This is a genomic window from Moritella sp. 36 (assembly GCF_018219415.1).
Classification (GTDB): domain Bacteria; phylum Pseudomonadota; class Gammaproteobacteria; order Enterobacterales; family Moritellaceae; genus Moritella.
The window spans coordinates 3,691,265-3,705,328 of record NZ_CP056120.1; the positions used below are offsets into that span (position 1 = coordinate 3,691,265).

A 14,064-nucleotide genomic window follows, 5' to 3' on the forward strand; every position below is an offset into this window, starting at 1 on the left:
ATGTGTATCTCATTATTAAACGTATTAGATAAACCACTCATTGATTATTGTAATCATGAATGTAATGGAAAAATTCGATTTTTCTCTTTTACCTTAGACGGAATTTAACAAGGATCACCATGATTGTTTTAGAGATAAAAGATATTAAAGCGGTAATTGCGAAAGTTGGCTACCAAGACTTTTTTGCACAGCTTAATGATACATTGACTGAAGATTATAAAAATTGGCACGACTTTGATAAATGTCCACGTGTTGCCAACCATGTTGACGATGGTGTTATCGAATTAATGCCGATTTCTAATGCTGAAATGTACTCGTTTAAATATGTAAATGGCCACCCAAAAAACCCAGCGCAAAACAAAATGACAGTAATGGCGACAGGTCAACTATCGTTAACTGAGACTGGCGAACCGCTTATGTTCTCTGAAATGACTCTGCTTACAGGTTTCAGAACGGCTGCAACATCAGCAATGGCTGCCAAGCATCTAGCAAAAAAAGATTCAGAAGTATTAGCGTTAATCGGTACTGGCGCACAGAGTGAATTCCAATTCTTAGCATACTCGTTCATCTTTGATTTAAAAGAAGTACGTTACTTTGATACAGATCCTGCAGCAATGCGTAAATTTGCACAGAACATGGCGCGTTTCGACATTCGCCTAACACCATGTAAAGACGCAAGAGAAGCGGTTCAAGGTGCTGATTTAATTACCACATGTACAGCAGACAAGAAATACCAAACAGTATTAACCAAGGACATGATCAGCAAAGACGTATTCATTAACGGTCTTGGCGGTGATTGCCCTGGTAAAACAGAAATTGAAAAAGAGTTAGTAGAAAGTGCAACGATTGTTGTTGAATACCTACCACAATCACGCGTTGAAGGTGAGATCCAACAACTGGGTCCTGACTTTACCTGTACTGAACTACACGAAATTGTGAAAGGCGAAAAAACACTGAACGTTGCTACAGACGGCACTATCTTGTATGACTCAGTAGGTTTTGCATTGGAAGATTACTCAGTACTACGTTTGATCTACAAGCTAGCTAAGCAACATAACATCGGCAGCGAAATGGAATTGATCCCTGAACTGGATGATGTGAAAAACTTATTCTCGTTACTATAAACGGTATATACCCTGTTAAAAAAACAGCACCCTAGTCTGTCGCGGCTAGTTGGTCGTTATTAATAGTTGATAAGCCTTTGGCCAAAACACCCACGGTAAGCACTGTAATGCCGTTGGGGTTTTGGTCTTTTTTGTTTAACAAGCGATTACATTCTCCTGTTTAAAATATGGCCCTAATTCACTTAAAAATTATTTTCATTATTTTAAAAAAAGTTAAACACTGTCTAGACCCGCGTAAATACTGACTTTCAAGTCAGGAAATTAATCTATCCGCCCTTTCAGCCCAAAATAAAGCCTTTACAAGATAACGACCCTTAGACTAGTATCTACCCGTATAAGCGCGTTGGATAAACGCGGCTTACCCGCACACACGATTCGCTTGTACCGCTTAAACTAAAATCCTTATAATTTTTTGCACAGTACCATCCTGAACCCATTGAATTAGGGTTTTTCTTGCGCCTGCAATATACCGTAGCGTAAGAATAAGAGCCTGTGCAAACAAACAGAAGATAGATGTCATGCGTATAGAACAAGAATTGAAGCTAGGTTTTAAAGATGTACTTTTCCGCCCAAAACGTTCAACTCTAAAGAGTCGTTCACAAGTAAGCTTAGAGCGTACATTCACTTTCCCTAACAGCAAGTACACTTGGACAGGTGTACCAGTTATTGCTGCAAACATGGATACTGTAGGTACATTTGAAGCGGCAAAAGAACTTGCTGCACACAAAATGCTAACAGCTGTACATAAGCATTACACTGTTGCCCAATGGAAAGAGTTCCTAGAAGCAAACCCAGAAATCTTTGACCATATCTTTGTATCTACTGGTACATCAGATTCAGATTTCGAAAAACTTCAACAAGTTCTAGCATTAGATGAGCGTTTACAGTTTATCTGTATCGATGTAGCTAATGGTTACTCAGAATTTTTTATTAATTTCGTACGTAAAGTACGTGCAGCGTACCCTTCTAAAACGATTATGGCTGGTAACGTAGTTACTGGTGAAATCACAGAAGAACTTATCCTGTCTGGCGCAGATATCATCAAAGTTGGTATCGGCCCAGGTTCAGTATGTACAACACGTGTTAAAACAGGTGTTGGTTACCCACAACTGTCTGCAATCATCGAATGTGCAGATGCTGCACACGGTCTTGGTGGCATGGTGGTTGGTGACGGTGGTTGTTCTTGCGCTGGTGATGTTGCTAAAGCATTCGGCGGCGGCGCAGACTTCGTTATGCTTGGCGGCATGTTAGCAGGTCACGACGAAAGTGGCGGCGAGCTGTGTGAAGTTGATGGCAAGAAAACGAAGAAATTCTATGGCATGAGCTCTACCACTGCGATGAACAAACACGCAGGTGGTGTTGCGAAATACCGTGCTTCAGAAGGTAAAACTGTAGAAGTACCTTACCGTGGTCCAATCGAAAACACTGTTTTCGATATCCTAGGTGGCGTTCGTTCGACTTGTACTTACGTTGGCGCAGCATCATTAAAAGAGCTAAGCAAACGAACTACCTTTGTCCGCGTACTTGAGCAAGAAAATAACGTATTCGGTAAAGAATAAATTAGTGTGAATACGCAGGTCTAGAACTGCGTATTTAAGCTAACAAAGGCGAGCATTGATATGGGCATGTCCATTATTGTGCTCGCCTTTTTGCATTTATGGCATTTGAATACATTTTATCTACAGTGATAAATCAGATAATTTTCATACTTCAGCATTTATTTATAATGATAATATGACCTTATATATTTAGAAAATAAGGATATTATCTAATGACGACTAGAAATCAAAATGTATGTCCAACCATTGTAGAACTTGAATTTAGCGCAAGTAGTCAAAGCGCGATAGATTTAATAAACGAGGTACATACGCTATCAACAAAAAGCTGGATTACTCTGACAATAGGTAATTTAGGTTTAATTTTTGCGGGATTAGTTCTAAGCCCAGGAAAAGCTATCCCTGAAGAAATTACAGCTCTGGGGGCTAAACCTATCTTAAAGGCAGCGACCAACCTAACAGAGGCGGCAGGAGGCCCCGCAGGTTCTGTTGCTTATAATATATTCCAAAGTAATTGGGAGATTTTCTTTCAAGCTGTCAGCGCTTTTGATGCAATAGCTAAAAATAAAATAGAAAAAATTGTAACACACCAAACATATAGAAATGATCTAACACCAAAAGAGCGTAAATTTTGGAGAGCCATGTATTATGGATGTAAGGTAGCAAAATAATGACAATTAAAAATATATTATTATTAATCTCGATTGCAACACTAACTGCTTGTTCCGCACCAGAAGAACAGTCCACATATGCTTATCAGTATTACAAAGAGCAATATATCAAATTCGAAAAAGTGCTAACTGAATGTGGAAATAAAAGACAGAAAACATTATCTGATTCGGCTATAGATATATTAAAAAAATTACCTCAAGAGTCTGTTGAAGGGTTTGGCCATGTTATGAATTTAGCGGATCGTAAGTGCATGGCAAATATATACCGTGATTTTATGGAATCCCTATTACTTGCCGAAGTTGAAAGTTATAAAAATGGTAATAGTGAAATTGAAAATGAATTGTTAACGCTCAAAAAAATCCAATTCATAGATTTATATTTACCAGCAAAAAGAAAATTCGAACAACTACCTGCTGACACCCAAAAAGCATTACTCTCAATTCAAGAAATGCAGGAACCATTTAATGGACTTGATGCATTGGAAAGAGCATGGCCTAAAATATATGGCATAGAATAATAACGACTTGGTGATATTTTAAGTAGTATCGCTAAGATCACAACAGCAACAAGATAGAACCTAAAAATGCAGGTGATCTATAAGACTTGTTGAAGTAAAAGCATCGACATACTTAAAGAGAACGAATACAGCTAAAGCAGCCAATAGATTTGTGATCAAGGTAACTTTAAATAGGTTTATCATGAACAGCCCTTTTAGAATATAACATTTGTATAGCAGGTCATCTCGATTCCCACATCAATCGGATATTAAAATCGACACTAAGATAATGTGCGTTCCTGTTATTTATTTTCAAGTCCGGTTAATAATTAACAATGACAAATATACAACTGATTCTATTATTATTTTAATTTATAGCAAAGGAAATAAATGCATAAAAATCAGTTAATCCGTTACGCGTATTTTTCTACGCCCTGCAGCAAAAAATGTGATGCCAATACCTAAAAGAAACAAGATAGATGGCTCAGGAACTTCACTAGCGGTATAACCTACGATGTTATCAATAGAGAAGGCAGCTCCACCGCCAGAAAATTCAGCATGAACTAAATTTTGAAAGGCATTAGAGACTGTAAATAGTTCAAAGTCATCAACGCCGTTACGGCCATCAAAAATACCGTCCAACACAAAATTTTCTGAGACATTAATCCCTAGGTCAGTAATACCATCGAGTGTTATTGCGCTTGCATTTGCCTGTCCGTCTCTCCAAAACTCCGCACCGTCAAACTGGGAAATCTCAAACGTGTCTTCGGAAATAGAATCCACATTGATGGTAAAAGACCCATTATGCACAAAAGCAACCTGTGTGCCGTTGTTTGTATACAACACCTCATCATTACCAAGATCAATATGGCCGTTCCCATCTCTGGAAAGCACGAAATCATTGGCTATAAAACTGTTAACAATTAAGTGTGTATTATGAGTAACAGCAACATCTTCGAAATCAATGATAGTTGCCATAGCAGTGGCTGCCATGCCGCAAAAACTGACTACAACAATAGAATTTCGTAAGAAACTTGCGATCTTTTTAATTTTCATATCCAGCTCTCCTAAAATATTGCTTGAGAATTATGTGAAATATAAATCAGCACTGAACTACCTTTAAGCATGTATCATTCCAATGTCAGCAACCTACTGTTTTTATGTTGTTTTAGTGAATTTAAAGAACGGCATATCGTTATCGGTTTATTAGGTGTAAAAAATACTGACATCCAATTTTTTCGACCTGTGGTAAATGGCCTGATATCTCGTTCGGTAATGTTATTATCAATCCCTAATTCACCCGAATAAAGATAACGCCTCAGCTTTTCCCATTGATTTAAGGTATAGCTAATGGCCACGCCTATTTTACTTTTCGGGGTGACTGTTTTTGCACTTTTGCTTAGCCATTCATGAAATTGCTGCAAGACTGGTTCGGCTTTTTTCATTCGTAAGTGCTGCCGTTCTTCGGGGGTTAACGATTTGGATTTTTTCTCAATCGCGTAAAGCGATTGAATGTAATTTAATGCCACTGTGGCTTTGCCTGTTTTTTTGGGCTGCGCGGTTAAGGCATCGTGAAACTTACGTCTTGCATGAGCCCAGCAACCGACAGGAATAATATCGTCGATATTTTCATAAGCACTGTAACCATCGCATTGTAAGTAACCTGCAAACCCAGCTAAGAATGCTTTAGGGCAGCTACGTGCTCGACTCGGTTGGTAATCGTAGATTACAACCGGCTTTTCCGTGTATTCATTGCTACGATAAACCCACATGTATGATTTTTGCTGTGCAGTGCGATCTTTTTCATCAAGTACTTGGATCGTAGTTTCATCTGCGCAGAGCGTTGATTGAGCAAGTAAATGTGTTTTCATTACCGCTATTAATGGGCTGAGTAATTCGGCACTTTTAATACACCAATTAGCCAATGTGCCTCGGGTAATTTCAAGACCACCGCGAGCAAAAATATCAGTCAAACGATAGAGCGGTAATGCATCGCAGTATTTAGCAACGACAACAGCGGCAAGCGCTTCGGGGCTAGCAATGCTGCCAGGTATTGGCTGTGCTGGTTTTGATGCAGTCACTACTGATGAGCTAATTGACGTTGCTTCGCATGCACGACAGGCGTATTTAATTTGTTTGTGCTTAATAACGCTGATTTTTTCTGGAATGATCTTAACTTGTTCGCTTATCTGTTCGCCACACTCATGCATATCATGCCCACAGCATGAGCATGTTGGTGTGTCGATAACGTAAGACTTTTCTTCTCGTTCAAGATGTTCTGGTAAGGCCTTTCGGCCTTTTCGTACGCGAGGTTTGCTTTCTGATTGGTTTTCTTCAGCTTCGTTAAATGTGCCCTTTGGCATTTTTTCACTGCGAGAACCAAATTCTTTTTTACGATTGAGCTTCAACTGCTCTAAAGCAATATTAAGACTGTTTTGAAGCTTTTTATTTTTAGAATTAAGCACCTGATTCTCATACTGCAACTTTGCCAGCATTTGTTTTAATTGTTCAATATCATCAGGTAGTTCACTTGTCATTTATTAGCAATCAATACAAGTAGATAGCGCTAGTTTGCCTGTTGTATTTGATCATGCAACAGCCAATTGTCGATCCAGTGACGATCACATCACTGCGAGACCATTTAAAGGCTTGTGTGCATGAGCGGTTTCTAATGATAATCCTGAGAGCAACCAATTTAGCTGATGTTGATTAATTGTCAGCGCATCTTGTTCGTCGGTAGCACTAGGCCACTTAAAGCGACCTTTCTCTAGCCGCCGATAGTAAAGCCAAAAGCCATTGGTATCCCAAAATAAGATCTTAATTTTGTCGCGATGGCGATTACAAAAGATAAACCAAGCTTCGCTCAGAGGGTTCATTTCCAGTACATCACTGACGATTAAAGATAAGCCATCAATGGATTTACGCATGTCCGTATGACCCGTAACAAGGTAGATCAGCTTGTGTGGTGTCATGCTGAAAACACACTTAAAAATTGCTGTAATTTGCTCGGTTCTAATGACACGGGAAATGAAAATTGATAACCATTAGGTAATGTTAGAGTGAGTTGCTGGTCAGGTTTAGTTTCAGGAAATACGAGTGGTATAACCTTCTGCTTATTTGTTTTTTTTAGGTGGTTGTGGGCTGAGCTTTTTAGACCAAGCATAAAATGTGGATACGGCAATATTGTTACGTTTACAGAATTCAGATTTGTTTAGGCCACTTGCAGCTGAAATATGCGCTGCCAATGTTGTTCTTTTTTGCTTTTTGACATGATTTATCCCTTCATTAAATGAAGGATAATCATGCAATAACTGAAAATATTTGGTAGGTGGGGTTAACTAAGCGCTTACTTTTATTTCCACATTCAGTTAGCACTTTTTCGAATTTGATATATTGCTCTTTGTAATACTGATAAGCGTATGTGGACTGTTCTTCTGGTGCGGAACAAGCAGTTAGTGTTGCAATCGAGATTAATAATAATATATTTCTAGTCGTCATTAGATAATATCCTTATTTTCTAAATGTATAAGGTCATCTTATCATTATAAATAAATGCTGAAGTATGAAAATCATCTGATTTATGACTGTAGATAAAATGTATTCAAATTCCATAAACGCCACCTAGGATAAAAAGTGTTGTTGAGGTCGAAGCCATTCTTAGTATGAACACGTTAATGACATTTAATGAGGTCGAAGACCCGAAAAATGAGGAATCAAAATAAGAATTGAACATGTAGCTGTAGGTGTTAAACGCGACCGGGTCGACAGTTGATGGTTATAAATAAATATGTATTTAATGCTATGTTAACGAAAATAAACAAGCAATATTTTATCAATTAAAAAATAAAAAAGGGCGATGATATCAATTGATTAGCATTCGTGGCTTTCGGCTTTAATGGTTTATTTGTCGTGCCGAAGTCATCTTGATGTTTAGCGATCTGAAAGATCTAGTATTTAGCTAAAATGATACAAAAAGTAATTTTTCTTCTGACTCAATTCTGAAAAAAGGATCCTGAATTGCTAAATTATTAAAAAGTGTTAATTAACGCGAGCAATAGCAACTCTTTAGGGGTACGGTTGGGTTTTTAGATAGATCTATCCCACAACGCTATTTTTAACAATTATCAAATGCCTCTTCAACCAAATTTCTTCTGCCTTTACCAGCAATAAAACGACGAAATACCATTTTTCCACCACACAAAATACAGGTGAATGGGTCCTGATTTAAAAAGCTTTTTAACATTTGCCCATAGCGTAATCGCGCGACTGGTGTTAGCTTTTTCATCCCTAAAGCATCTCGCACTTTACCTAATAATGTACCAACCACGCGGTTCGCTAAAAAACCATAATAACGTATCATTTTGAAACCCTTTTCAGGGATGTGTTGTATTATTCTGCGAATTAATTCTTCCTATGATAGGTGCTCTTCTTCATATTCACCAGTGCGATGATTTAAGTATTTAAATGAAAGTGTTGCTTCACCACGATAGTGGCTTAACCGCATACCCGATATAGGTGGCCGTTTTAAATACCGCCCAAGATAATTGATCGTACTATTTGGGTCTTTAGTTAGCTGGGCAAAGTGCACGTGCCAAAAACGTTGACGTTGACCATGAATAAATCGACGCCACTCATCATAATCACAGTAGCTATTTTGATTAACATTAAGGTTTTCGTATTCAGCGAGTAAAAGGTCACACAGATTATTACGCCAACGCTGCTCTACTTTTTCATGAAAAAACTCAATAGCACGCCATTTACCTTTCTCATCGAGGCCTCCTAACGTGACAGATACGTGGACATGAGGATGCCATGTTAATCGACGACCATAGGTGTGGATAGCGCAAAATATACCGATGATTAATCCGCGTTTTTTGGCCGCATAAAGTAAATTATCAACCGCCAATTGACATATTTTGTCTAATAAAAAACGATTATCAAAAAATAACAACCAAAGTACATCGGGCATCGTAAAGGTCATGTGTTGCCAATGGCAATCAGGCAGTCTGTTCACCTGTTGAATTATCCAGTTGTCAGTGGACTTTTACCACAGGACGAACAAGCACGACTAGAACAGGTAAAATAGCGGCATTTTTGATGAGGACAATCGGCTCTATCACAGCAATATTCCTTACCACCGAGAACAGGTTTAGCGCAGGCTAACATTTTGGTGACTTCTTCAATTTCTATCGGCCTAAATGTGTCAGGTGCCGCGTTTATCATCTCCTTCCAGCGTTTATTTTTTTCAAATGCATAACGGACGGGTCTGGGGTGATGCACTTTTGGCGGAGGAAGCGGTCTTCTAATTAATTCGTGACCGATATTTGTAAAATAAAAGAAGAAAACATAAGTAATAACAACACGGCTTCAACCAAAAGAGGATGTGATTATACACGCTATCTCTCAGCCAGCCCAATTGCAGCGCAGCTGCTATGTTCCTTCCTCGCATGCGCAGACACCGCCATTTCGACTATATAATCACCGTTACCTAACTCTTCAACAATGTCATATTTAGTATTACTTTTAATAGGCGTCAACCAATGACAATCTGTATTTTTTCGGTGCCAGTTAATCATAAGCTCCGCACTGAGATAGCAGCGGTCAAAAATAGTTAAAGATGAATTTTGAGCGGAACGGGTAAGTGCTTTGGCATAACTAATTTCACCAGTGAAACTTGGGCCAAAAGCAACATCGTGAATAATGCGGCTTCGGAGTGAAGTCAAAGCACAAAGACGGACAATCGGGTATTCAGTGTGCTTGTCTTTACTATAATTAATATATCCAAATGATGCTACGTGTTCAGGTGTGTCATGACACCGGAGTTGAGTACCATCAATTGAAAAAAGCTTTAGATTATTCCACTTATCGTCTGAGTCTTCTTCCTTTCCCCAATGCTTTGCCGTCATTGAAAATAACTCAGCAAGAGGTTCATCGCTGAGCCTTTGTCTGGCTTGAGGTATTGCACTTGGAGCGACATTATCACCGAGTGAATCTGAGAGGTTAAGATCTAATTTGGAAACGATATCCGTTATAGAACGATCACGAAATAACCCCATACCAATGACTAACCATACGACTAACTCAGCAGGCAGTTTACGTTTTCGAATGCTCGCTTTGTTAGTTTTTTCTAATACTTCTTCAATCCATTCAAGCGGCAGGTCTTTTTGAAAGGTAGAAAGTGATTCTGGATTAGCAAATGTATCCGTATCTAGTAGCCAATGTGCAAGCAAAAAAAATACCCTCAATCTATACGAAAAAGGGTATTTTGAACCACTCAAAGGATCAGTCAACCGATCATATTTCTCTTCACTGATCGGCGTTAACTCATCGAGTAGCTTTTTTTGTGTCTAAATTTCGGTAACCTCAGATATCAATCACCATATTTCCGCATTCACGATACTACGAGATAACGCCAACGATTTTGATGCATTTCCCGCAAAAAGCTCAGTGACGAAATCACGTTGACCGAAACTGTTCACTACCGTTAAACCGTATTGGTGCTTACAACCCAATCTTTTGACAAGCAGCGCATATTCGTGCCTGTACCTTAGCGTAGCGATTTGAGCATCAACCTGCGATGCGGTGAACCCTGATATCGCGACAAGCTCTGCAAGCGTGTGCATTTTGCTACTTTCGAGCATGATATCCGCCAAAATCAAATATTGGGCTTTCTTGGTCAACTGAGACACCTATGTCCTATTTGAGCTTAATGAACCGGAGCCACTACTCGCTTAATGGTTTAATGGTATACGCATTGTCGCTAAAAACAGCCATAGCCCCAGTGAACGTCTCAAGACGTATGTTGTCCACATTGACAGTATCCTGCTGTTCTGTACCCGTATTAAGCACTTCAATCTTAAGGTTTTCCCCTGATGCCTCTTGGTGGGATCGACCATCCAAATTAAGCGTCAGCGTATTCCATCGACCATACCCCAAACGCTCACGAGCTTGATTGTACGACAATACCGCATTACCTAATAGGGTATCGCCTGCCCATAGACGAATCTCGAAGCCAGAGACGGAAATACCATACTTGCTATTAGCGAAATCCATCGCCAATTGATAATCTGCAGCGGTATCGAAAGTTTCATTCAGCTCCTGATTTATCGAGCTGTCACTCCAGCTAATTTGCATGAAGTTCCCGCCATCAACAGCGGATAAACCCGAGGTTTCACGTACAATTGCAGTATTGTAAGCAAAAAGATTCCACCCCGGAACATCCTTTACTAGGGTATTTTCGGGAATATCTGTGTTATCAAATGAAGCATTTTCTATCGCCACTGGGACTATTTCTCCTTCCTGTAACATCCCATAAGTGATGATCTCATTAGGTGTTGCTGATAATAGTAGGTCCATTTTCAATATTATACTCTCTAAATGTATTTCTCCTAACGCAGTTCTCAGCTTCATTTTGTTGGTCTGTGCAGCGGTATCAACTTGTTGGATAAGAATACTGGTTTGGGATTCTGGATCGTATAAGGCTAGATCTTCCCCTCTTCGTAGCAACAACAGCGGTACGTTTAAACCTCTCTGAGGTTATTCACATAACCTTATTTTTTTTAAAGTTTTACTCTCCCCCCTGTTTTTAGATAGAAGGCGTTCACTAATGATTTCATTCTTTGACTTACTGATATCTGTTCCAAGTACAAACTCATCTGTCGGAACATCAATGCCTTCACGAAATTGATCTATAGCGCTCTTTCTATTGTTGGCATATTGTTTATGTAAACGATCATTATTTGACCAATCATAATCAGGAGCTCCAAATCTTTCATGGAGTTCCTTCGCAATCTCATTCCAACGAGCAGTAACTTTTTCTAATGCTTGGCTTTGTTTTAATTCAATGGCAACCTCCCCTTCAATTGTTGCAAAATGCGTTTCTAAAAACAAGGTATCATATCCTCCTGGAGAAAGATTAGAATGATCGATAAAAGTATCATAAATATCTTTGGAATAAGCAAAGTCATAATAAGCTTCTTCTGAAATATATTCTTTTTTTATGTTGCCCGTAGCTTCAACAAGAAATTCATTATCTATAGCAATAGGGTATCCCTCTTCACCTATGAGATAATTAGTTTGTCCCCAACCTTGAATAGCGTACGTTACGTCATTAATTTTTTTTTCGTAAATTATGCTGTTTTTATAAAGTCGATCTCTATTTCCAAATATATAGTCCATTATGATCGTTGAATCACGCTCTATACCTATGTCATTAGGGGCTAATATCCTGTAGTTGTCTGATATTGTATTGTCAACAAAAAGAGAGTATACATAGGCTCCGTTCTCGCCTACTGGTGTACTATTGATAACCACAGGGGGGACAATACCTAGATTTAGTAGATCATCAAATTCCCAAGCCATTAATTCAAATTTCTCTCTTTCAGAGGATTCTCCATAGCTATCAGCTACAATTCTTTTCTTCAATATTTTTGTCTTAAATTTCTGTCCCTCGTATTCTGATTCTACTTCCCATACTGCTATAGAGTTCAAATTATTTATACCGCCTTTTATTTTATATTTAATGGTTCCCTCTGTCACATGCCCAGAATTATCAAAATTTAATATATTCAGGATAATACTTTTTATAATTTCTTTATCTTCTAAGTCTCCAGATTTAGTTGCATCACGTAATGCAACCCATGCCTTTCCATTTAAAATATTATCTAAATATTTCTGATGTAAAGTATGTGATTGAGCGGGTCTTGCACTCAACGTTATGTATACAATAATACATAAGAATATCAGTATATTTTTTTTTATTAACGCCATATTTATATCCATTTTAATTAATTTTATAGTGTTTATTTTATCGGATCACGTTGCTAGTTTATTGGAGATGTTTTACCGTGTGTTTTTTAAACGGTTATCTGGTCTTTAATAATTATTTACACAATGTATTTTTCTTTAAAGTTTTACTATCTCCCCTGCTTTTAGATAGAAGGAGTTCACTAATGGTTTTATTCTTTGACTGACTGATATCTGTTCCAAGTACATATTCATTTGTCGGCACATCAATGTCTTCACGAAATTGATCTATAGCGCTCTTTCTATTGTTGGCATATTGTTTATGTAAGCGCCCATGATTTGACCAATCATAATCAGAAGCTCCAAATCTGTCATGGAGTTCCTTCGCAATGTCATTCCAACGTTCAGTAATTTTTTCTAATGTTTTATCTTGTTGTAATATATGCTGTTCCTCTTTACTCAACTCGGCTAAATAGGCCTCCAAAAAAATGGTTTCATACCCATCTGGAGAAAGATCAGAATGACTAATAAAAGCATCATAAACATCTTTGGAATAGGCAAAGTCATAATAAGCTTCTTCTGAAATATATTCTTTTTTGGTGATGCTGTAGGCAGAAACAAGTTGTTCATTATCTATAGCAATGGGATTACCGTCTTCATCTATGAGGTAATTTGTTTGCCTCCAACCTTTAATAGGGTAGTCTATCCCATTAATCTCTCTTGAACGAGTACTCAAGTATTCATAAAGTCGATCGGGGTTGCCAAATATATGATCCATTATGATCACCGCATCATGTTCTATACCTATGTTATTAGGGGCTAATATCCTGTAGCTGTCTGATATTGCGTCATCAACAAAAAGAAAGTACACATCAGCACCACCTTTACCGTCTTCTGATGTACTATTTATGACCACTGGAGGGACAATACCTAGATTTAGTTGATCATCAAATTTCCAAGCCATTAATTCAGATTGTTCGGCTCCTTTTTCGTAGGGTGCGTTAGTAGGCGGTATAATTCTTTTCTTTAATACTTTGATTTTAAATTTTTGCTCCTTATACTCGGATGTTACACTCCACATTTCTACAGGGTGTAGATTGTTCGGCTCTCCTTCGTTTTCAGGTCTAGGTATCAGCCTCGCCTCAGTTACATTCCCTGAATCCTCAAAATTTAATATATCCAGAATTATATTTTTTATAATTTTTTTATCTTCGAAGTCTCCAGCCGTCGTTGCGTCATGTAATGCAGTCCATGCCTTTCCGTTTAAAATATTATCTAAATATTTCTGATCTAATGTATGAGCTTGAGCCAGCCCAGCACCCAAAACGGTGTATGTCATAATTAAAAAATACACCACTGATAATTTTCTTATTGAGTTTATATTCATAATTTTTAAATCCTTTTTATCAAATCCCCCCTTCCTTTCCCTAAATTGTTAGGGCGTGAAGTAAGGTGGGGGGGGTTTCAGTAG

The 14,064-nt window shown here is 38.2% G+C and carries 13 protein-coding genes and 2 pseudogenes; 4 read left to right on the top strand and 11 right to left on the bottom strand.

Going from position 1 to position 14,064, the window contains the following annotated elements:
* The first annotated feature begins 119 nt into the window (after window positions 1-119).
* The 4 genes from HWV03_RS16270 to HWV03_RS16285 all read left to right on the top strand — a co-directional run bounded on the left by HWV03_RS16270 (window position 120) and on the right by HWV03_RS16285 (window position 3,869).
* The gene (locus HWV03_RS16270; RefSeq protein ID WP_211676849.1) at window positions 120-1,124 is read left to right on the top strand and encodes an ornithine cyclodeaminase; all 1,005 of its coding nucleotides are present in this window, start codon (window positions 120-122) and stop codon (window positions 1,122-1,124) included.
* A gap of 518 nt (window positions 1,125-1,642) precedes the next feature.
* Window positions 1,643-2,683: a GMP reductase gene (locus HWV03_RS16275; protein ID WP_211672556.1), complete on the top strand. Its 1,041-nt coding sequence runs from the start codon at window positions 1,643-1,645 to the stop codon at window positions 2,681-2,683.
* Window positions 2,684-2,895: 212 nt separating this feature from the next.
* The gene (locus HWV03_RS16280) at window positions 2,896-3,351 is read left to right on the top strand and encodes a hypothetical protein (RefSeq protein WP_211676850.1); all 456 of its coding nucleotides are present in this window, start codon (window positions 2,896-2,898) and stop codon (window positions 3,349-3,351) included.
* Entirely contained in the window at window positions 3,351-3,869 is a 519-nt protein-coding gene (locus tag HWV03_RS16285) for a hypothetical protein (RefSeq protein ID WP_211676851.1), read from the top strand. Before HWV03_RS16280 ends, HWV03_RS16285 begins: the two co-directional genes overlap by 1 nt.
* Before the next feature lie 384 nt (window positions 3,870-4,253).
* On the opposite strand, the gene HWV03_RS16290 is transcribed toward HWV03_RS16285, so the two are convergent.
* From HWV03_RS16290 to HWV03_RS16345, 11 genes and pseudogenes are all read right to left on the bottom strand, one after another.
* Window positions 4,254-4,904, bottom strand: coding sequence for a PEP-CTERM sorting domain-containing protein (locus HWV03_RS16290; protein ID WP_211676852.1), 651 nt, complete (start codon window positions 4,902-4,904; stop codon window positions 4,254-4,256).
* A gap of 74 nt (window positions 4,905-4,978) precedes the next feature.
* Window positions 4,979-6,385, bottom strand: a complete 1,407-nt coding sequence (tnpC, locus tag HWV03_RS16295) for an IS66 family transposase (protein WP_211676853.1) — start codon at window positions 6,383-6,385, stop codon at window positions 4,979-4,981.
* 84 nt (window positions 6,386-6,469) lie between these two features.
* Window positions 6,470-6,820 (bottom strand): IS66 family insertion sequence element accessory protein TnpB, encoded by a 351-nt coding sequence (gene tnpB / locus HWV03_RS16300; protein WP_211676854.1) that lies wholly within the window; start codon window positions 6,818-6,820, stop codon window positions 6,470-6,472.
* A 141-nt stretch (window positions 6,821-6,961) separates the two neighbouring features.
* Window positions 6,962-7,156, bottom strand: coding sequence for an IS66 family insertion sequence element accessory protein TnpA (gene tnpA, locus HWV03_RS22810; RefSeq protein ID WP_446724890.1), 195 nt, complete (start codon window positions 7,154-7,156; stop codon window positions 6,962-6,964).
* A complete protein-coding gene (locus HWV03_RS16305; protein ID WP_211676855.1) occupies window positions 7,149-7,346 on the bottom strand; it encodes a hypothetical protein in 198 nt (65 codons plus the stop codon). Before HWV03_RS16305 ends, tnpA begins: the two co-directional genes overlap by 8 nt.
* A gap of 616 nt (window positions 7,347-7,962) precedes the next feature.
* Window positions 7,963-9,071 (bottom strand): annotated as a pseudogene (locus HWV03_RS22815) (IS91 family transposase).
* Window positions 9,072-9,274: 203 nt separating this feature from the next.
* Window positions 9,275-10,078, bottom strand: a pseudogene (locus HWV03_RS16325) (IS4 family transposase); the annotation flags it as partial.
* 144 nt (window positions 10,079-10,222) lie between these two features.
* On the bottom strand, window positions 10,223-10,528 hold the full coding sequence (locus tag HWV03_RS16330; RefSeq protein ID WP_211676859.1) for a hypothetical protein: 306 nt from the start codon (window positions 10,526-10,528) through the stop codon (window positions 10,223-10,225).
* A gap of 43 nt (window positions 10,529-10,571) precedes the next feature.
* Window positions 10,572-11,357, bottom strand: coding sequence for a hypothetical protein (locus HWV03_RS16335; RefSeq protein ID WP_211676860.1), 786 nt, complete (start codon window positions 11,355-11,357; stop codon window positions 10,572-10,574).
* A gap of 27 nt (window positions 11,358-11,384) precedes the next feature.
* Complete coding sequence (locus tag HWV03_RS16340) at window positions 11,385-12,617, bottom strand: hypothetical protein (RefSeq protein ID WP_211676861.1); 1,233 nt, start codon at window positions 12,615-12,617, stop codon at window positions 11,385-11,387.
* A 112-nt stretch (window positions 12,618-12,729) separates the two neighbouring features.
* Entirely contained in the window at window positions 12,730-13,980 is a 1,251-nt protein-coding gene (locus HWV03_RS16345) for a hypothetical protein (protein ID WP_211676862.1), read from the bottom strand.
* Between the last annotated feature and the right edge of the window lie 84 nt (window positions 13,981-14,064).